The following is an 18,256-nucleotide window of genomic DNA, read 5'->3' on the forward strand; positions in this document are numbered from 1 at the left end:
GAGAAAATAAAATGAAAAACTTACAAAGTAAAGCAGTATTAAATAATGGTGTAGAAATGCCTTGGTTCGGTTTAGGTGTATTTAAAGTAGAAGAAGGACCAGAACTTGTAGAAGCTGTAAAATCAGCGATTAAAGCAGGATACCGCAGCATCGATACAGCTGCAATTTACGGAAATGAAAAAGCTGTAGGTGAAGGAATTCGTGCAGGTATCGAAGCAACTGGTATTTCAAGAGAAGATTTATTCATCACTTCAAAAGTGTGGAACGCAGACCAAGGATATGAAACAACAATCGCTGCATACGAAGAGAGTCTAAAAAAATTAGGACTAGATTATTTAGATTTATATCTTGTTCACTGGCCTTCAGAAGGAAAATATAAAGATACGTGGAGAGCGTTAGAAACACTTTATAAAGAAAAGCGCGTACGTGCAATTGGTGTAAGTAACTTCCAAATCCATCACTTACAAGATGTAATGAAAGATGCAGAAATTAAACCAATGATTAACCAAGTAGAATACCACCCTCGTTTAACACAAAAAGAACTACAAGCTTTCTGTAAAGAACAAGGTATTCAAATGGAAGCATGGTCACCATTAATGCAAGGTCAATTATTAGATAACGAAACATTACAAGAGATTGCTGAGAAACACGGTAAAACAACAGCGCAAGTTATTTTACGTTGGGATCTTCAAAATGGAGTAATTACAATTCCAAAATCAACGAAAGAACACCGCATCATTGCAAATGCTGATGTATTTAACTTTGAATTAACGAAAGAAGATATGGAAAAAATCGATGCGTTAAACCAAAATCACCGCGTGGGTCCAGATCCTGATAACTTCGATTTCTAAGATTAGGGTAAGAAAGAAGAGTGCGTAAAAGCACTCTTTTTTTTTTGCATAAAAATAGTTTCTAAATAAATACTACTTAGTATCAAGTTTGTTATAAGGGGCTGTAAACATGAATATAAAGCAATCGTTCAAACTTTTAGTTATGTTTTTAAGTGTTTTATTTGTGTTATTCCCGCTTCAAAAAGCATTCGCAGAAGTCATGGACCATACAAAGTATCAAATGGATTGGAGTTACAGTAAGTCTAAGAAGAAACCAATCCGAACAGAGCTTATTAAAACGGCAGATGGCAAAATTGCTTTTTGCTTAAATGTAGATTTAAAATCTCCAAGCGGTCAAGATTTACCGGAAATGGGGAAAGTGGATATTAACGTATACCGTGTATTATTAAATGGATATCCACAAAAGAGCCCGCAAGAATTAGGTGTTTCTGATTGGAGAGAAGCTCATTATGCAACGCAGCTTGCAGTATGGAATGCGTTAAAACAAATCGATATTAATGATTTAGATTTCCGCAATAAAAATGTAGAAAAGGTAACGAAAGATATCGTTGCAAAAGCAAGCGCTAGTGAAGAGTTACAAGAAATTACAATGAGTGTAACTCCTACAGAAGAACAAGAAGCAGTATTAAAAAATGATTTCTTTGAAACAGGCTTATATACAGTAGAAACAAATGCAAAAAGTGGAACGTATAAAGTGCAAGCAACAGGTGCACCAACGGGAGCCAAATTTGTAAATGAAAAAGGCGAAGCAAAAACAGAATTTAATGTAGGAGAAAAGTTCCGCATTTTAGTTCCGAAACAAACACCAGCTGGTGGATTTAGCTTTAAAGTAATAGGGAAATTAACGAAACTACAAGGCATTGCGCATAAAGGTACACCGACAATTCAAAATGCAGTCGTATTACTTGAGCGTAGTGAAGAAGAAACAAGTCCGGAGTTATCAGTGAGTTGGAAAAAAGGAAATGGTCATGATAATAATAAACCACATACTCCAAACGAACCGCATAAACCGAATCAATATAAAAGGTAAGATAAAAAGCATTGGTTAACACCAATGCTTTTTATCTATGAAACATGAAATTATATTAAGATAATTATTAACCGAATAAAACATTGTTTTTATGTCGTGAAAGATATTTAAATATAATAAAATCCGAACGTTAAGATTAACTGATTAAATTCACAAAATTGTAACATTATTCTAATTGAAAAGGCTATCAAACAAAGTGTAAAGCGTGTACAATTCATTTGGAAAAACTACCTATAGATGGTCAAATATGAAGAAAATGTAAGGTTTTATTACTATTTTTATTTTTAGATGTATAGATGACAATACTAAATGATATCTTTTTGCTATTCTCTTTTTATGTACGAAGAGAACTCATCACAAATAGAGAGAAGTGAGGAGGGCATATTACATAAAAATTTTACAATGTAAGAAAGCGAATACATGGAGGGAAATGCGGTAGTAATAGATACAGGTGCGCGAAGTGTTCGTCTATTTATTAAATGTTTTTATAAAAATAATAGGATTTTTCATTAAATGAATATATAGGATGGTTTTTCTAAATAAAGGAACAGGGGACACAGATTATGTCAAAGAAGAAAAAGAGTAGGGTATTGGTAGCTGGTATATGTATATCTACATTATTATCACCAGTAGCTTTTGAAGCATCAAAAGGATATGCGGCGCCTTTGGAAGAGGTTAAAGGTGGAAAGTTGGAAGAGAGCAAATTTGAGCAAAGGACGTTTCAGGTACCTGGAAAAGGGGATGTAGAAAAGGAAACGGAAAGATTAAGAGTAACTTTTGACCTTGCTGTTAATGAACCAACTGGAATTTATGCAGAGCCAGATGAAAAGATTACAATTGAAATAAAAGGAACACAGTCTATTCAAGCTTTCATAGGAACAAGATCTTATGATGAAAAGGCGCCTGAAAAATTTGATTTAAAACCTGGGAAAAACGTTATTTCATCGCCAAGAGGTGGTGTTTTATATTTTTATAATATGAATAACGAAGGTGAGGTAACTGCTTCAGTTACGAATGGTGGTAGCCATTTTCCTTTGTTTATTTTAGGTAAGCATACGAAAAAAGATTGGGATGAAATGTTGAAGAAATATAAAAATCCTTATGCAGTTGAATTAAAAGGTGAGAGAAGTTTAATTACCGCTAGTCTGAGCTCTATACAACAGTTTATGAAAAACACAAATCCGGTAGAGTTAATGAAATTGCATGATAAGATTATTCGAATAGAAAATGCAGTAGCAGGATTATATGAGGACGGTGCTGGGGTTACAAAATCTCCAACTCATTATGTTCAGTTTGTTGAAAAACGGAATTATACTGAAGACGACTTTATGTTTGCGAAAAATTACCATACAGCATATATTCCAAGCGCAATGAATAGAGTATTAGATTCAGAAGTACTTGAAAAGAATGGCTGGGGACCATGGCATGAAGTTGGACATCTACATCAGCAAAGTCCTTGGGATTGGGATGCTGTTGGAGAAGTAACAGCTAATATTTATTCTTTAGTGGTGCAAAAAGCATTAGGAAATGAATTGGAAATGGATGAACACTATAAAAAATCATTTGAGTACTTACAGAAACCTAAACCGGAAAGGATCATTGATGAAATTAATCCTCTTACGATGTTTTGGCAATTAAATGTAGTGTATGGGGAACATTTTTATCCTAGGTTACATCAAGCTTATCGTTTATTACCTCAAATCGAAATGCCCGCTTCTGATGAAGAAAAAAAACAATTATTTATTTATATGACATCAAAAGTGGCTGAGCAAAATTTAATTCCTTTCTTTGAGGAATGGGGGTTAAATCCAGATTCAGAAACGAGAGAAAAGATTGAAAGATTACAATTGCCTAAGTTAGAAAAAGAAATTTGGAAAGCCACGGATAGTAATGACATTCGTGAAAAGCAAGTTGCATTTTACGATATCCCTTATGGAGAACCAGTAAATAAAGTACGAGACCTTTTAGTAGGTACAGAATCTGATGAAAAGATTGCAAGTGAACTTGTACAAAATTTAGGTGAGAATGTAAAGGTGACTGGGAAGATTGTTTGGTTTAAACAAGAGCGTGGAGAGCAAACTGTATTGGTAGAAATTGAAGATATAAAAGGAAATAAAAATTCAATTCCTGTGCGTGTGAATGCTATATATGGGGATAGTATGGTATTTAAGTCATATGGAGGGAAGAATACAAACGCAGTTTTAACATTGCGCCATGAGGAAAAGAAATTTAGTGCAACTCTCTTAAACGAAATACTTGCTTATAGCCATTCGAATGAGAAATATATAGGTGTTACACTATACGATAGGAATGGAAAAGAAAAGAAGAGTGTGGTAGCTGAAGGTCAAGAGAATTTGAGGAACTTTGTGAAAGCATTCGATGATATGTCCTTTGAATACGGAGATATTTTACAGGTATATCATGAGTATCCGCAATTTTTGACATGGTATAAAAATAATAAACTGATTGAGGAAAAAGGTACTTACCAAGAGGAGAAGCTATTTAAGATTACTCCTGAGGGGTTTGAATTAAAAGAAAGTTTGCAAGAAGTAACAGCGAAACCTCAACAAGTAGTAGTCGGAACAGAAATTGAAAAGCTAGATGCGAAAAACTTTGTTGAAGTAAAGGGCGGAGAAGTAGTTGGATTTGCGGAGAAACCAAATACAACGAAAATCGGAAAACAAACAGTAAAAGTAGAGACGAAAGATCGTTTCGGAAATAGGCAAATAACAGAAGTGCCAGTAGAAGTGATTTACGGAGATAGCATTATGTTCTTCGGTACATGGCACGACGGAACGAATATTAAATCGATTGTTACATTAAATCATGAAGAAAAGAAATTCAGTACAACAGATTCAGAAGGTCCAATGCATACTTCATTTGCAGATGAGAAGTATATGGGAATGACTGTGTATGATAAGGATGGAAAAGAGAAGAAAGCTTTATCGGTAAAAGCATCTGAAAATACAAAAGAATTTGCGGAACGATTTAATGGAATGGCTTTTGAATACGGCGATATAGTAAAGGTTTATCAGAGAGAATTTGATCGTTTTAAAGTATATAAAAAGAATGAGTTCGTAGATACAAAGTATGGTGTAAATGAAGTATTCTTTAAAATTACAGAGCGAGGCTTCGAAAGAATAGAAGCTTTACAAAAAGTCACAGCAGTGCCACAAAAAGTAGTAATCGGAACAGATGTTGAAAAATTAGATGCGAAAAGCTTTGTTGAAATAAAAGACGGAGAAGTAGTAGGGTTTGTAGAAAAGCCAAATACAACAAAAATTGGTGAACAAAAAGTAAAAGTAGAAACGAAAGATCGCTTTGGAAATAAGAAAGTGACAGAAGTTCCTGTAGAAGTTACATATGGAGATAGTATAGTATATCAAGGTGTGTCCAATGTAACGCGTTCGATTGTTACATTAAACCATGATGAAAAGAAATTACATGCAACATTTACAAATGATACGATCCATTACCGTTTTGTAAATGAACAATATATAGGTCTTACGCTTTATGATAGAAATGGAAAAGAGAAAAAACATGTAACAGCAGAAGGACAAGAAACTTCAAAGAATTTTGCTGAGCAAGTAAACGGTACGCCATTCCAGTATGGGGATACGATAAAAGTGTATCATGCAGAATCTGATCGTTTAAGTTGGTATAAAACTGGTGAGTTACTTGGAAAAGGAGATGCGAAGAAATTTAAAGAGATTTCCTTCAAGGTTACTCCAAATGGTTTAGAACAAGTACAATAATAAAAAGCTCGTAAAACACTATGTTTTACGAGCTTTTTTTATTATTCAGCTTCAGAAACAACTGTGAAGCGTTCGTTTACGTGTTTTGGATTTTCGATTTCATCAAGTGCTGCTACTGCGAAGTCTTCGTAACTTACGTAGCTATCACCTTTTGCGTTCACAAGAAGATTGTCTTTGCCAGCTGTATAAGAACCTGTGCGTTTTCCTAATGCGAATAGTGCAGAAGGGCTGATGAATGTCCAAGTAATATCGTTAGTTTGTTGCAGAATTTCTAAGTTTTTACCTTGGTTTTGAGCTGTTGCAAGGTATTCTTTTGGGAAACCTGGTGTCTCAAATACACGTGTTGTTTTCTCTTCGTCTACAAATAAGCTTCCAGCGCCGCCGACTACAAGTAATTTTGTGTTAGGTGCACCTTTCATCGCTTCAATAAGTACGTTTCCTGCATCTACGTGAAGGTGTTCTTGTCCTGCTGGAGCACCGAATGCATTTACAACTACGTCGAATGCTTGTAAGTCGTTAGATGTAAGAGCGAATACATCTTTCTCTAAAACCTTTACGTTTTCTTCTGTAATTTTTGCAGCATTTCTTACGATTGCAGTTACTTCATGTCCGCGATCTAATGCTTCTTTTAAAATGCGACTTCCTGCTTTACCAGTTGCTCCGATAATTCCGATTTTCATAATAAATCCCTCCAAAGTGTTTTGTTAACGTGTATATCTGAAAGTGAATGAATGTATTGTAATTAGGTTTGTTACAACCTGGTGTAATCATTATAGTTACAGTTAGGTGTGTTTGTCAAATGGTTTAATGAAATAAGGTTGAATTTAGTTTGTTCATTTTTCTAAAATAATGATGTTATGTTTGGTAACAATTACATGTTAGAAAACCTAACATTTTTTTGTCGAAAATTGTTGATTGTTTAAAGTTTTTAGAATATAATTTTCTTATTGTTAGGAAGAGGGGGCAATGCAATTATGGATTTTTTAGCTAAGGTAATTGGGGATATAAATAATGTCCTTTGGTCATATATCATTATTGCGATGTTAATTGGGTTAGGACTTTACTTTTCATTTCGTGTGAAATTTGTCCAAGTTCGTTACTTCGGTGAAATGATTCGATTGCTTGGGGATGGGGCGAGTTCGAAAACGAGGAAAGCACAAAAAGAGAAGAGTGGTGTATCATCATTCCAGGCTTTTTGTATGAGTACAGCTTCTCGTGTAGGTACTGGTAACTTAGCTGGTGTAGCTATTGCAATTTCAGCAGGTGGTCCAGGCGCAGTATTTTGGATGTGGTTAATCGCGGTAATTGGGGGTGCTTCTGCATTTGTCGAGAGCACATTAGCGCAAATTTATAAAGTGAAAGATGGGAATACGTTCCGTGGTGGTCCAGCGTATTATATGGAAAAGGGTTTAAATAAGCGCTGGCTTGGAGCTATTTTCTCTGTATTAATAACAGTAAGTTTCGGATTAATTTTTAACGCTGTACAATCTAATACTGTAGCAGCTGCTTTTGATGGGGCATTCAAAACAGATAGTAGATTAGTAGGTCTTGTAATGGCTGGTTTACTTGCAGTTATTATTTTTGGCGGAGTAAAGCGAATTGCACGCGCGGTTGAAATGATTGTTCCAGTGATGGCGATTATTTATGTAGCAGTAGCATTATTCGTTGTTGTAACAAACATTACGGCAATTCCGTATGTATTTAAAGAAATTTTCTTACATGCTTTCGGAATTAAAGAAGTAGTAGGCGGGGGATTAGGTGCTGCGATTTTATTAGGGGTAAAACGCGGATTATTCTCAAATGAAGCAGGTATGGGTAGTGCGCCGAACGCAGCTGCGACTGCAAACGTAACGCACCCAGTTAAACAAGGTTTCATTCAAACTTTAGGGGTATTTACAGATACATTATTAATTTGTAGTTGTACAGCATTTATTATTCTTTTATCAGATGTGCACAATGCAGCTGATTTAAATGGTATTCAATTAACGCAGCAGGCGTTAAGTCAACATATCGGTCCATGGGCTTCTATATTTGTAGCAGTGGCAATCTTCTTGTTTGCATTCAGTTCATTAGTAGGTAACTACTACTATGGTGAAACAAATATTGAGTTCTTAAATGGAAGTAAAGTACTATTAAATGCATACCGCATTGCTGTACTTGGTATGGTTATGTTAGGTTCTGTTGCAACAATTCAAATCGTTTGGGATTTAGCAGATTTATTCATGGGTATTATGGCTGTTATTAACTTAGTGGCAATCGTATTCCTTTCTAAGTACGCTTTTGCGGCATTATCAGATTATGTAAAGCAAAAGAAACAAGGAAAAGATCCAGTCTTCTATGCGAATTCAATTCCAGGTTTGAAAAATACAGAATGCTGGGAAGAGCAAGTAGCAGAGAAAGAAAAAGCGATATAATGAGGTGAGCATCAAGTGAAACTTGATGCTCATTTTTTTGTTTTATTTAGTTATTTATTAGAAGTAAAAGACGAACATTAATGGATGTTTTATAATAAAATGTAATTTTTTTAAGAAAAGTGCGGATATGAGATGTGATTTATGTTAGAATGGAAAATGCCTTTGAAACAAGAGGTTTTATGATTTTTCCTATCCGATTGAAGGTTTTGAAGGAGAAATGGAAAGTTCGGATTATTTCTCGTTTTGAGTGGTCAGACGTTCAACGTTAATGAAGAGTTAAATGGAGGATTTTATTAATGAAGTTTGTTATGTTTCTTGTAGGATTACTCGTTGTATTTGTATTCGGTTTTCTTATAAGTGCCGATCGAAAGAAGATTAAGTATAAACCAATCGTAATTATGCTTGTTATTCAGCTAGCGTTATCTTATTTCTTATTAAATACACAAGTTGGTTATATTTTAGTAAAAGGAATTTCAGATGGATTTGGCGCACTTCTTGGATATGCGGAAGCTGGAATCGTTTTCGTATTTGGTGGTCTTGTTAATAAAGGAGAGGTTTCATTCTTCTTAACAGCGTTATTACCAATCGTATTCTTTGCGGTGTTAATTGGAATTCTGCAACACTTTAAAATTTTACCGATATTTATTCGTGCTATTGGTACGTTGTTAAGTAAAGTAAATGGTCTAGGAAAATTAGAATCATATAACGCAGTAGCAGCTGCCATTGTTGGGCAAGCGGAAGTATTTATTACAGTAAAAGATCAATTAAGTAAAATCCCAAAACATCGTTTATATACATTATGTGCATCTTCCATGTCGACAGTATCGATGTCAATCGTCGGTTCTTACATGAAAATGATCGAACCAAAATATGTAGTAACAGCACTTGTATTAAATTTATTTAGTGGTTTCATTATTATTCATATTATTAACCCGTACGATATTACAGAAGAAGAAGATACACTGAAATTAGAAAATAAGAAAAAACAGTCATTCTTTGAAATGTTAAGTGAATATATTATGCTTGGTTTCACAATCGCGATTACAGTAGCAGCGATGTTACTTGGTTTCGTAGCATTAATTACAGCAATTAATAGCTTATTTGATTCAATGTTCGGTATTACATTCCAAGCTATTTTAGGATATATTTTCTCACCATTAGCATTTGTAATGGGTATCCCGCAAGCAGAGATGGTAACAGCGGGACAAATTATGGCAACGAAATTAGTATCAAACGAATTTGTTGCGATGCTTGATCTTGGAAAAGTAGCTGGTGATTTATCAGCTCGTACAGTTGGTATTCTTTCTGTATTCCTTGTATCATTTGCGAACTTCTCATCAATCGGAATTATCGCAGGTGCAACGAAAGGTATCGATGAAAATCAATCAAATGTAGTATCATCATTCGGTCTACGCCTTGTGTACGGTGCGACATTAGTAAGTATTTTATCAGCGATTATCGTTGGTGTTATGTTATAAAAAAGATGGTCCTAGCTCATAGCTAGGGCTATTTTTTTATGGTAAATTTGCATAGAAAAACCAATTAATTAGGAATATATTAACATATAAAAATCTTTTTAAATTTATATTGCTTTTCGTTTAGATAACGCTTACAATTTGATTTGTAGGTGGTATCAATTTCAGACTTTCAAGTATGGTAGGAGAGAAGAGGCTACCTTTAATAAATTGCAATTTATGTAAACGCTTACTGATTTTAGATAACAGTTGAATAGTATTTAGGGGTTTTAAATTTTTTTAACATCAATGGTCAGACGTCATTCGTTATACGTTATACGACCAATAACTCGTGGGAGAAGTGGAGGATTCACATATGAAAATAGTAATGTTTCTAGTCGGTTTACTTGTAGTATTTGTACTAGGGTTCCTTATCAGTTCAGATCGCAAGAAAATTAAATATAAACCAATTGCACTTATGCTTGTCATTCAATTGGTACTTGCGTATTTCTTACTAAATACAAAGGTCGGATTTGTATTAGTAAAAGGGATTGCAGATGGGTTTGGCGCTATTTTAAAATTTGCGGAAGCAGGGGTTAATTTCGTATTTGGTGGTCTAGCAAATGATGGACAAGCACCATTCTTCTTAACAGTATTATTACCAATTATTTTCTTAGCAGTACTAATTGGGATCTTACAACATATTAAAATTTTACCGATTATCATTCGTGCAGTCGGTTTCCTATTAAGCAAAATTAACGGCTTAGGAAAACTAGAATCATATAATGCAGTAGCAGCTGCAATTGTTGGTCAAGGTGAAGTATTCATTACAGTAAAAGATCAATTAAGCAAATTACCGAAAAATCGTTTATACACACTTTGTGCATCTTCTATGTCAACAGTATCGATGTCAATCGTCGGTTCTTACATGAAAATGATTGATCCAAAATATGTAGTAACAGCACTTGTACTAAACTTATTCAGTGGATTCATTATCGTTCATATCATTAATCCATATGAAGTAAAAGAAGAAGACGATATTTTAGAATTACAAGAAGATAAGAAACAAACATTCTTTGAAATGTTAGGCGAATATATTATGCTTGGGTTCTCTATCGCTGTAACAGTAGCGGCGATGTTAATCGGTTTCGTAGCATTAATTACAGCAATTAACGGTGTATTCGATTCAATTTTCGGAATCACATTCCAAAGCATTTTAGGATATGTATTCTCACCATTAGCATTTGTAATGGGTATTCCAACATCAGAGATGCTAACAGCAGGACAAATTATGGCAACGAAATTAGTAACGAACGAATTCGTTGCAATGCTTGACCTTGGTAAAGTAGCTGGCGATTTATCAGCTCGTACAGTAGGTATTTTATCTATCTTCCTTGTATCATTTGCGAACTTCTCATCTATCGGAATTATCGCAGGGGCAACGAAGAGTATCGATGGCAAACAAGCAAACGTTGTATCATCATTCGGATTAAAACTTGTATACGGTGCAACGTTAGTAAGTATATTATCGGCGATTATCGTTGGGGTTATGCTTTAATAAATAGTAAAGAGGTCGTTTATCTCTCGCCTAGAGGGATGAACGGCTTTTTTATTTTGGTATGATAAATAGTGTGGAGAGGGGGAATTAGGGTGAAAGAACAGAATAGTTTAAAGGAATTTGATGAGGTTATAGATAACATTAATCGTTTAACTGGAGAAGATGCTAGAGCGTTTTTGAAATTGATACATGGGTATTTAAGCATAGTAGAAGAAGGAGATGGAACTTTTACTCATAGTGACTTTGTTGAAAAGGTTTCTGGGCTCTATAAAAAGGATGTGGCGAGGGTTATTCAACTTAGAGAAGAAATAAAAAAATCACCTTAATCCATTCATTAAGGTGATTGAAATACTACTCAGCTGGAGGCGTAAATGTACGTTTCTCTAATTCAGCATCTAGCATAAATAATGCGTTTGAATCGCTTGTAATACGTTTTAATTTTTGGATGATGCTATCGAATGAAGCTTCTTCTTCTACTTGCTCATCGACGAACCATTTTAAGAATGTAATTGTTGCGTGTTCACGCTCATCCCAGGCGATATCAGATAGGTTGTAAATACGTTTCGTTACTTCACGCTCGTGCTCAAGTGCTACTTCAAAAGCATTCAGTACAGAGTCATATTCGTTATTTGGATTATCAAATCCAGTAATAATAGCGCGCTCACCGCGGTCATTAATGTAGTTGTAAAGCTTCATTGCGTGGAAACGTTCTTCTTCAGCTTGTACAAGGAAAAAGTTAGCGAATCCATCATAGCTCTCCGCCGTACAGTAAGCAGCCATTGCCATATAAGCGTGGGCAGAGTAAAATTCAAAGTTCATTTGATCGTTTAGTGCGTCGTGCAATTTTTTAGATAACATAAAATCCCCCTTAGTATTGTGACAAGAATATTATACCATAATTGATAATGTTCTCATTTGGATGTCTCGAACCTTTTCGAAAGCTTTGTGACGTGTGCGTCCATAATGTCTTGTAAGTCTAAATCATATTTTTGTGAAAGAATAATAAGGTTAGATAGTACATCACCAAGTTCTTCCTTTAGTTCTTGTTTTAGCTCTTCTTCTGTTTTCGTATCTTCATCAGGGCGATCGCGGCCGATTTCAATAGCGCGAACGACTCGTGAAACTTCCCCAACTTCCTCGGTTAAGAAATTTAAGCGAATAAAGGCATTATACTGTGACCAGCTTCGTTTTTCGTAAAATTCCTCAACCCATCTTTGAAATGCAACGATATCCATTTCTTTCTCATCCCCTCAATATGTTGTACAATGTTCATTGTATCATAACAATATATAGTTTTGGGGTGTAAGGATGAGAAAGATTTGTGTGTTTGCAGGTTCCAACTTAGGGGAGAGACCAGAATTTAAAGAGCAGGCAATTGAATTAGGTAAAATGTTTGTTGAGAATGATTATGAGCTTGTATATGGTGGTTCTTGCGTCGGATTAATGGGAGAAGTAGCAAACGAAGTTCTTCGCTTAGGTGGCCGTGTAACAGGTGTTATGCCGCGCGGTCTATTCCGAGGAGAGATCGTTCATACAGGGTTAACAGAATTAATTGAAGTAGAAACGATGCATGAACGTAAAGCGAAAATGGCAGAGCTTGCGGATGCTTTTATTGCGCTTCCAGGCGGATATGGAACGTTTGAAGAGCTATTTGAAGTAGTATGTTGGTCACAAATTGGTATACATAATAAGCCAGTTGGTTTATTGAACATAAAAGGCTTCTACGGACCAATTCTGCAAATGGTTGAACGTGCAGCAGAAGAAGGATTTATGAATCCATCAAATAAAGAGTTAATCGTTTCAGCTGAGACAGCCGATAAATTAATTCATGAAATACAGAATTACGAGCGTCCTGTTTTAGGAACGAAGTGGAAGCAATTATTATAATACAATTTTATAGAAAATTTTGGAAACACATGTCATTTTATCTTGAAAAGGCATGTGTTTTTAATTTGGTTAAATATGTTAATGTTAAGGTGTAATGTTTTGGGAAAAGGAGAAATAGATGGAGGAATTCGTATTTTTAAGGCCGGTTTTTAAATGTATTTTAGCAGCATCTATTCTTGTTATGCTAATTGTTTCAATACAGAAGAAAGAGCTGATTAATGCGTTTTCGCTTTGGTTTATTTCGATACTATGTATCGGTGTTTCCGCGATCACGTTGTTTATGTCTGGGTTTATTGTTGATGAGTATAATTTAGGTGGAGATTCGGTTTCGTTTGATATGTTTATTGGGATAGTTTGTATTAGTGGTTTGAATTTCATTATTTATTATAGGCGGAAATAAAAAGAAGGCATTCCGTATTACTTTGGAATGCCTTTATCACTTTGATTACTTTGTTTTTTATACAAGTACCAGCCACCCCAGCCGCCACCAATTGCTACAACAACGAGGAAAGCATAGTCTTTCACCTCGATACGTATATTGAAAATATTAGCTATAAGTAAGACAATCCCAACTGTTATTAACGCAAAAAATGCTCTAATTAAGTAGTCTTTCAACTGAACCACTCCCGCCATTTAAGTAGTAAATGATGAATATGGAAAAGCTTTTTTGGATCTATGTTACTATATTTTAACATAAAAGAGATTGTAATATATTGATGAAAGTAGGGGAGAGGGGTGCTGATATTGTCGTGATTTGTCGGTAAGTCGATATATTGAGAAAATCGCTGATATATTGGATGGAATCGCCGATATAATTGCAAAATCGCTGATATATTGAATGGAATCGCCGATATAATTAGAAAATCGTTGATATAAATTTCATGTACCAGCACGCGCGACCATTCCATAGAAAAAAGCGACTCGTAATCAGGAGTTCCAACACCCTCCTGTTCTGAACGAGCCGCTTCCGCTTTTAATGATATCCAGCTCCGGCGACTAGAACAGTCGGTCATTTCGCGCCTTCCTGTGAGGCAAAAAACGCCTCTTCGTCAGGAGCTCCAATGCCCTCCTGTTCTGAGCAAGTCACCTCCGCTTTAAAGTCTATTATTGATTCAAGAACGCACGTAGCATCCAAGCGTGTTTTTCTAGTTCTGTGTAGATGCCTAGTAGTAGGTCAGATGTCATTTCGTCGTCAGAGTTTTGAGCGATTTCCATGCCTTTTTTCAGTTCGACTAGCATCATTTCGTAGTCTTTCATGATTGCTTCGACCATCCCTTCTGCAGTTTCTCCGTATGCTGCTTCTTGAATAGAAGATATTTCTAGGTACTCTTTCATTGTTGCTACTGGTTTACCACCAATTGCTAAAATACGTTCTGCAATTTCATCGATGTGAGTAGCTGATTCTGTGTAAAGTTCTTCGAATTTCTCATGTAATGTGAAGAATTGAGGTCCTTTTACGTACCAATGGAAGTTGTGTAATTTTGTGAATAAAACGCTCCAGTCTGCTACTTGTTTGTTTAATACTTCGATTACTTGTTTGTTCATTATGATCAATCTCCTTTTGAGTTGTTATGTGATATCAATTACTAATTTATAATTATTATAATCTAGGAATTCATATAAATCAACCCTTTTGCTGGAATTAATTTGAACAAATTATGAACTGTGTAAATAAAAATCCCTATTACTGTACAGTAATAGGGATTTTGTTTGATATATAGCTCTTGTTCTGAACGAGCCGCTTCCGCTTTTAGCTGTTATACAGCTTTTTTATTCTCTTCTACATCCTGTCCATCCCAGCACTCTGTATTTTGTAAGCCAGGGATAGAGCTTGCAACGAAAACAGGATCTTTTCCTTGTTTCTTTTGCTTCATATAGTCTACTAATGCTGCGTAGGCGAACTTGCTTAGGAATGAGATGGCAATTAGGTTTGTGAATACCATTAGTCCCATGAATAAATCAGCTAAGCTCCAAACAGTCTGAAGGGCAGCGATTGATCCGAAGAATACCATTCCGACAACGGCAACGCGATAAATCATTAACCAAGTTTTGCTTTCTTTAATGAATGCGATGTTTGTTTCACCATAATAGTAGTTTCCTAGTAAAGAACTGAACGCGAATAGGAAAATAATAATCGCTAAGAAAGTGCTTGCCCATGGTCCAATTTGTGAACTTAATGCACTTTGTGTTAATTCAATACCTTGTAAATTTGTTCCTTTGTAAAGTCCAGAGCATAATACGATAAATGCTGTTGATGTACATACTAAGAATGTGTCTACGAAAACACCTAACGCTTGAACAAGTCCTTGTTTGACAGGGTGAGATACATCTGATGTTGCAGCTGCATTAGGAGAGCTACCCATACCTGCTTCTGTCGCGAATAAACCGCGCTGAATTCCGAACTTGATTGCTGCTCCAATACCACCAGCGATGGCTTGGTCTAAACCGAATGCACCATTAAATATTTCCATAAAAATGCTTGGTAACATAGTAAAGTTGTTAATAACAACAAAAATAGCCACACCAATATAAATGATTGCCATTGGAGGAACAATCATTTCCGTAATACGTGAAATGCTCTTAATACCACCGAAAATAATAACTGCAACTAATAAAGCTAATAGAGCTCCTACGATCGTTCGCTCTAGTCCAAAAGCATTTTCAAATGCTATTGTTACTGTGTTTGCTTGTACAGAGTTGAAAATTAATCCGTACGCAACTGTAATAAGAAGTGAGAACCAAACACCCATCCAGCGTTTGTTTAATCCTTTTTCCATATAATATGCTGGGCCACCACGGAATCTGCTTCCATCTTTTACTTTATAAATTTGCGCGAGCGTACATTCTACGAAACTAGTAGCTGCTCCAAGGATAGCGATAAACCACATCCAAAATACTGCTCCAGGTCCGCCCATTGAGATAGCTAATGCTACACCAGCTAAGTTTCCGATACCGATACGTGCAGCTGCACTTAAGCAAAATGCTTGGAACGGGGAGATACTATCTTTCTTTTTTTCTTTTCGATTAAATCCTTTACTAATTAAACCGACCATCTCACCGAAATGAGTAATTTGGACAAACTTCAATTTAAAAGAGAAATAAAGACCGAAGCCGATTAGCATTGCAATAAGAATATATGACCATAAAATATTATTCGTTACCTCAAGGAATCTGCTAAAGATATCAACCATATAATACACTTCCTTTTTTCCGTAATAAGAAAATTATATGCAAAAAATATACGAGAATCAATTTTTCTAAAAAATTATGTTACTTAAATATATTTTATGTTATGATTATGTTACATAATAATATTTTTAGAATTATTTACATTTTAAAAAACTAAATGTAAAGCGAGAAAGAGGGGATGATTTGAAAGAAGAATCTTTATGGAAAGTAAGCCTTGAGAGTTTGAAAATGAGAAGTAATATATGTTTTATCATTACATCTTTTAGTATCTTTTTAGGAGCCACTTATTATTACAATAAAAGATTTCCAAATCACAGGTATCCTGAATGGTTAGAATTTCTAAAATGGATTGGATGAAAAAAAGACAGAAAAACAGAAAATTTAAATAAAATTCGAGGAGGAGCTAAATATGAATATTAGAGAAAGTGAACTTCCGGGTATTGGCTATAAATTTCAAATCGTTACGAAAGGTAATGAAAAGATGGTAATTGTTATTCATGATGACGGACGTAGAGAAATGTATCATTTTGATTCAGACCATGAAGAAAGTATCTCAAGTATTTCATTACGCGACTCAGAGGCAAGACAAATTGCAGCAATATTAGGTGGAATGGTGTATAAACCTAGAGCATTAGAAAATGTTGAAATGGTCTTTGAAGGTTTAGCGATTGAGTGGTTTAAAGTAGAGAATGCTGCGCCAGCAATCGGAAAAACAATCGGCGATATGGAAATAAGAAAAACATATAGCGTAACGATTATTGCAGTTATGAAAAAGAATATGAAAAAGCTATTTAATCCAGGACCAGACACGGTAATTGAAGAAGGCGATATGCTTGTAGTTTCAGGCGAGAGAGAAGAAATTAAAAAAATTATTAATGAGTTACTTTCGAATAGGGGGACTGACTAGATGGATACGTTAATTTTTGAAGTTGGTACAGCGTTAGTATTAGTTGCAATTGCGGCAGTAATTGCTGGAAAGTTTAAATTCTCAGTCATTCCGTTTCTAATTGTTCTTGGGATGCTAGTGGGACCACATGCGCCGACAATAGGTGTGATCGATTTCAAATTTATTGAAAGTGCAAATGTAATTTCGTTTCTTGGACGGATTGGTGTTCTGTTTCTTCTGTTCTATCTAGGACTAGAGTTTTCAATGAAAAAACTAATTAAATCTGGACGTTCTATTGCGATTGGTGGAACAATCTATATTTTAATTAACTTTTCACTTGGGTTATTATACGGATTTATCATGGGATTCCCTTTACTAGAAATCTTAATTATTGCGGGGATTATTACGATTTCTTCTAGTGCTATCGTTGCAAAGGTGTTAGTAGATTTAAGAAGAACTGGTAATAATGAGACCGAATTAATTTTAGGAATTATCATGTTCGAAGATATATTCCTGGCTGTATATTTATCAGTCGTTTCTGGATTAGTTCTAGGGGATCACGCTTCATTCTTAGGTGCCCTTACTTCAATCGGAATTGCTTTAGGATATATGCTTCTATTCTTTATTGTAGCTAGAAAGGCGACGCCGTTATTAAATAAATTGCTCAATATTAGTTCAGATGAAATTTTCATTATTGTAGTATTTGCTTCATTATTCTTTATTGCAGGATTCTCGGAAACAATTCACGTTGCTGAAGCAATTGGAGCACTTCTTTTAGGGTTAGTTTTCTCTGAGACAGAGCATAGTGACAGAATTGAACATCTTGTTGTTCCATTTAGAGACTTTTTCGGAGCTATTTTCTTCTTCAGTTTCGGATTAAGCATTGATCCGTTCTCACTGGGCGGAGCGATATGGTTAACGTTAGGTGCTGTCCTTCTTACAATCATCGGAAACTTTATAGCAGGGATGATTGCAGGACGACAAGCTGGATTATCTCATAAAGCGTCAACAAATATTGGATTAACAATTGTTTCAAGAGGAGAATTCTCCATCATTATGGCCAATATCGGTATCGCTGGTGGTTTAATGTCAGTCTTGAAGCCATTTTCAGCACTATACGTGCTTATACTATCTATCTTAGGTCCACTTCTGACGAAAGAGTCCAAGAATGTATATAAATTTTTAAATAAAGTCTTTAAGTGGGATACGAAGACTAACTAAATTAAAAAAAT

Annotated in this window: 17 protein-coding genes; 11 read left to right on the forward strand and 6 right to left on the reverse strand. The window is 35.2% G+C overall.

Annotated elements, in window-relative coordinates:
• Positions 1 to 11 precede the first annotated feature (11 nt).
• The 3 genes from ACTFNE_RS20675 to ACTFNE_RS20685 all read left to right on the forward strand — a co-directional run bounded on the left by ACTFNE_RS20675 (position 12) and on the right by ACTFNE_RS20685 (position 5,636).
• The gene (locus tag ACTFNE_RS20675; protein WP_000793541.1) at positions 12 to 851 is read left to right on the forward strand and encodes an aldo/keto reductase; all 840 of its coding nucleotides are present in this window, start codon (positions 12 to 14) and stop codon (positions 849 to 851) included.
• Between the two features lie 109 nt (positions 852 to 960).
• Entirely contained in the window at positions 961 to 1,881 is a 921-nt protein-coding gene (locus ACTFNE_RS20680) for a thioester domain-containing protein (protein ID WP_046198734.1), read from the forward strand.
• 563 nt (positions 1,882 to 2,444) lie between these two features.
• On the forward strand, positions 2,445 to 5,636 hold the full coding sequence (locus ACTFNE_RS20685; RefSeq protein ID WP_046198733.1) for a M60 family metallopeptidase: 3,192 nt from the start codon (positions 2,445 to 2,447) through the stop codon (positions 5,634 to 5,636).
• A gap of 41 nt (positions 5,637 to 5,677) precedes the next feature.
• Here the strand turns inward: ACTFNE_RS20685 and ACTFNE_RS20690 are convergent, their stop codons facing one another.
• Entirely contained in the window at positions 5,678 to 6,316 is a 639-nt protein-coding gene (locus ACTFNE_RS20690) for an NAD(P)-dependent oxidoreductase (RefSeq protein ID WP_046198732.1), read from the reverse strand.
• Positions 6,317 to 6,610: 294 nt separating this feature from the next.
• Between ACTFNE_RS20690 and ACTFNE_RS20695 the strand changes: the two genes are divergently transcribed.
• The 4 genes from ACTFNE_RS20695 to ACTFNE_RS20710 all read left to right on the forward strand — a co-directional run bounded on the left by ACTFNE_RS20695 (position 6,611) and on the right by ACTFNE_RS20710 (position 11,388).
• A complete protein-coding gene (locus tag ACTFNE_RS20695) occupies positions 6,611 to 8,050 on the forward strand; it encodes an alanine/glycine:cation symporter family protein (protein WP_000346384.1) in 1,440 nt (479 codons plus the stop codon).
• Positions 8,051 to 8,346: 296 nt separating this feature from the next.
• Complete coding sequence (locus tag ACTFNE_RS20700; protein WP_270706211.1) at positions 8,347 to 9,528, forward strand: NupC/NupG family nucleoside CNT transporter; 1,182 nt, start codon at positions 8,347 to 8,349, stop codon at positions 9,526 to 9,528.
• Positions 9,529 to 9,880: 352 nt separating this feature from the next.
• Positions 9,881 to 11,062, forward strand: a complete 1,182-nt coding sequence (locus tag ACTFNE_RS20705; RefSeq protein WP_046198730.1) for a NupC/NupG family nucleoside CNT transporter — start codon at positions 9,881 to 9,883, stop codon at positions 11,060 to 11,062.
• A 92-nt stretch (positions 11,063 to 11,154) separates the two neighbouring features.
• Entirely contained in the window at positions 11,155 to 11,388 is a 234-nt protein-coding gene (locus ACTFNE_RS20710) for a hypothetical protein (protein ID WP_000664136.1), read from the forward strand.
• Between the two features lie 25 nt (positions 11,389 to 11,413).
• Here ACTFNE_RS20710 and ACTFNE_RS20715 read toward each other — a convergent pair whose 3' ends face one another.
• Together ACTFNE_RS20715 and ACTFNE_RS20720 are read right to left on the reverse strand one after the other, a co-directional pair.
• Entirely contained in the window at positions 11,414 to 11,920 is a 507-nt protein-coding gene (locus tag ACTFNE_RS20715) for a ferritin (RefSeq protein ID WP_000949389.1), read from the reverse strand.
• Between the two features lie 53 nt (positions 11,921 to 11,973).
• Positions 11,974 to 12,297: a MazG nucleotide pyrophosphohydrolase domain-containing protein gene (locus ACTFNE_RS20720; RefSeq protein WP_000355754.1), complete on the reverse strand. Its 324-nt coding sequence runs from the start codon at positions 12,295 to 12,297 to the stop codon at positions 11,974 to 11,976.
• An 88-nt stretch (positions 12,298 to 12,385) separates the two neighbouring features.
• Here ACTFNE_RS20720 and ACTFNE_RS20725 point away from each other — a divergent pair, with 88 nt between their 5' ends.
• Positions 12,386 to 12,949, forward strand: coding sequence for a TIGR00730 family Rossman fold protein (locus ACTFNE_RS20725; protein ID WP_175543874.1), 564 nt, complete (start codon positions 12,386 to 12,388; stop codon positions 12,947 to 12,949).
• A 118-nt stretch (positions 12,950 to 13,067) separates the two neighbouring features.
• On the forward strand, positions 13,068 to 13,349 hold the full coding sequence (locus ACTFNE_RS20730; protein WP_000390889.1) for a hypothetical protein: 282 nt from the start codon (positions 13,068 to 13,070) through the stop codon (positions 13,347 to 13,349).
• Positions 13,350 to 13,366: 17 nt separating this feature from the next.
• On the opposite strand, the gene ACTFNE_RS20735 is transcribed toward ACTFNE_RS20730, so the two are convergent.
• The 3 genes from ACTFNE_RS20735 to ACTFNE_RS20745 form a co-directional block, all read right to left on the reverse strand.
• On the reverse strand, positions 13,367 to 13,564 hold the full coding sequence (locus ACTFNE_RS20735) for a hypothetical protein (RefSeq protein ID WP_000656323.1): 198 nt from the start codon (positions 13,562 to 13,564) through the stop codon (positions 13,367 to 13,369).
• A gap of 489 nt (positions 13,565 to 14,053) precedes the next feature.
• Entirely contained in the window at positions 14,054 to 14,494 is a 441-nt protein-coding gene (locus ACTFNE_RS20740; protein ID WP_001041890.1) for a Dps family protein, read from the reverse strand.
• A 212-nt stretch (positions 14,495 to 14,706) separates the two neighbouring features.
• On the reverse strand, positions 14,707 to 16,140 hold the full coding sequence (locus ACTFNE_RS20745) for an alanine/glycine:cation symporter family protein (protein WP_000227572.1): 1,434 nt from the start codon (positions 16,138 to 16,140) through the stop codon (positions 14,707 to 14,709).
• Between the two features lie 407 nt (positions 16,141 to 16,547).
• Between ACTFNE_RS20745 and ACTFNE_RS20750 the strand changes: the two genes are divergently transcribed.
• Together ACTFNE_RS20750 and ACTFNE_RS20755 are read left to right on the forward strand one after the other, a co-directional pair.
• Complete coding sequence (locus ACTFNE_RS20750) at positions 16,548 to 17,045, forward strand: cation:proton antiporter regulatory subunit (RefSeq protein ID WP_046198727.1); 498 nt, start codon at positions 16,548 to 16,550, stop codon at positions 17,043 to 17,045.
• On the forward strand, positions 17,046 to 18,245 hold the full coding sequence (locus ACTFNE_RS20755; RefSeq protein WP_000380208.1) for a cation:proton antiporter: 1,200 nt from the start codon (positions 17,046 to 17,048) through the stop codon (positions 18,243 to 18,245).
• Positions 18,246 to 18,256 lie beyond the last annotated feature (11 nt).

Origin of the sequence: Bacillus cereus group sp. MYBKT111-2, from assembly GCF_051915205.1 — a bacterium.
GTDB classification, from domain to species: domain Bacteria; phylum Bacillota; class Bacilli; order Bacillales; family Bacillaceae_G; genus Bacillus_A; species Bacillus_A paranthracis.

Coding starts and splice junctions, on each gene's coding strand:
- ACTFNE_RS20720 (WP_000355754.1), bottom strand. CDS start 12,297: ATGGATATCGTTGCATTTCAAAGATGGGTTGAGGAATTTTACGAAAAA.
- ACTFNE_RS20685 (WP_046198733.1), top strand. CDS start 2,445: ATGTCAAAGAAGAAAAAGAGTAGGGTATTGGTAGCTGGTATATGTATA.
- ACTFNE_RS20715 (WP_000949389.1), bottom strand. CDS start 11,920: ATGTTATCTAAAAAATTGCACGACGCACTAAACGATCAAATGAACTTT.
- ACTFNE_RS20755 (WP_000380208.1), top strand. CDS start 17,046: ATGGATACGTTAATTTTTGAAGTTGGTACAGCGTTAGTATTAGTTGCA.
- ACTFNE_RS20680 (WP_046198734.1), top strand. CDS start 961: ATGAATATAAAGCAATCGTTCAAACTTTTAGTTATGTTTTTAAGTGTT.
- ACTFNE_RS20750 (WP_046198727.1), top strand. CDS start 16,548: ATGAATATTAGAGAAAGTGAACTTCCGGGTATTGGCTATAAATTTCAA.
- ACTFNE_RS20675 (WP_000793541.1), top strand. CDS start 12: ATGAAAAACTTACAAAGTAAAGCAGTATTAAATAATGGTGTAGAAATG.
- ACTFNE_RS20730 (WP_000390889.1), top strand. CDS start 13,068: ATGGAGGAATTCGTATTTTTAAGGCCGGTTTTTAAATGTATTTTAGCA.
- ACTFNE_RS20705 (WP_046198730.1), top strand. CDS start 9,881: ATGAAAATAGTAATGTTTCTAGTCGGTTTACTTGTAGTATTTGTACTA.
- ACTFNE_RS20695 (WP_000346384.1), top strand. CDS start 6,611: ATGGATTTTTTAGCTAAGGTAATTGGGGATATAAATAATGTCCTTTGG.
- ACTFNE_RS20745 (WP_000227572.1), bottom strand. CDS start 16,140: ATGGTTGATATCTTTAGCAGATTCCTTGAGGTAACGAATAATATTTTA.
- ACTFNE_RS20740 (WP_001041890.1), bottom strand. CDS start 14,494: ATGAACAAACAAGTAATCGAAGTATTAAACAAACAAGTAGCAGACTGG.
- ACTFNE_RS20690 (WP_046198732.1), bottom strand. CDS start 6,316: ATGAAAATCGGAATTATCGGAGCAACTGGTAAAGCAGGAAGTCGCATT.
- ACTFNE_RS20700 (WP_270706211.1), top strand. CDS start 8,347: ATGAAGTTTGTTATGTTTCTTGTAGGATTACTCGTTGTATTTGTATTC.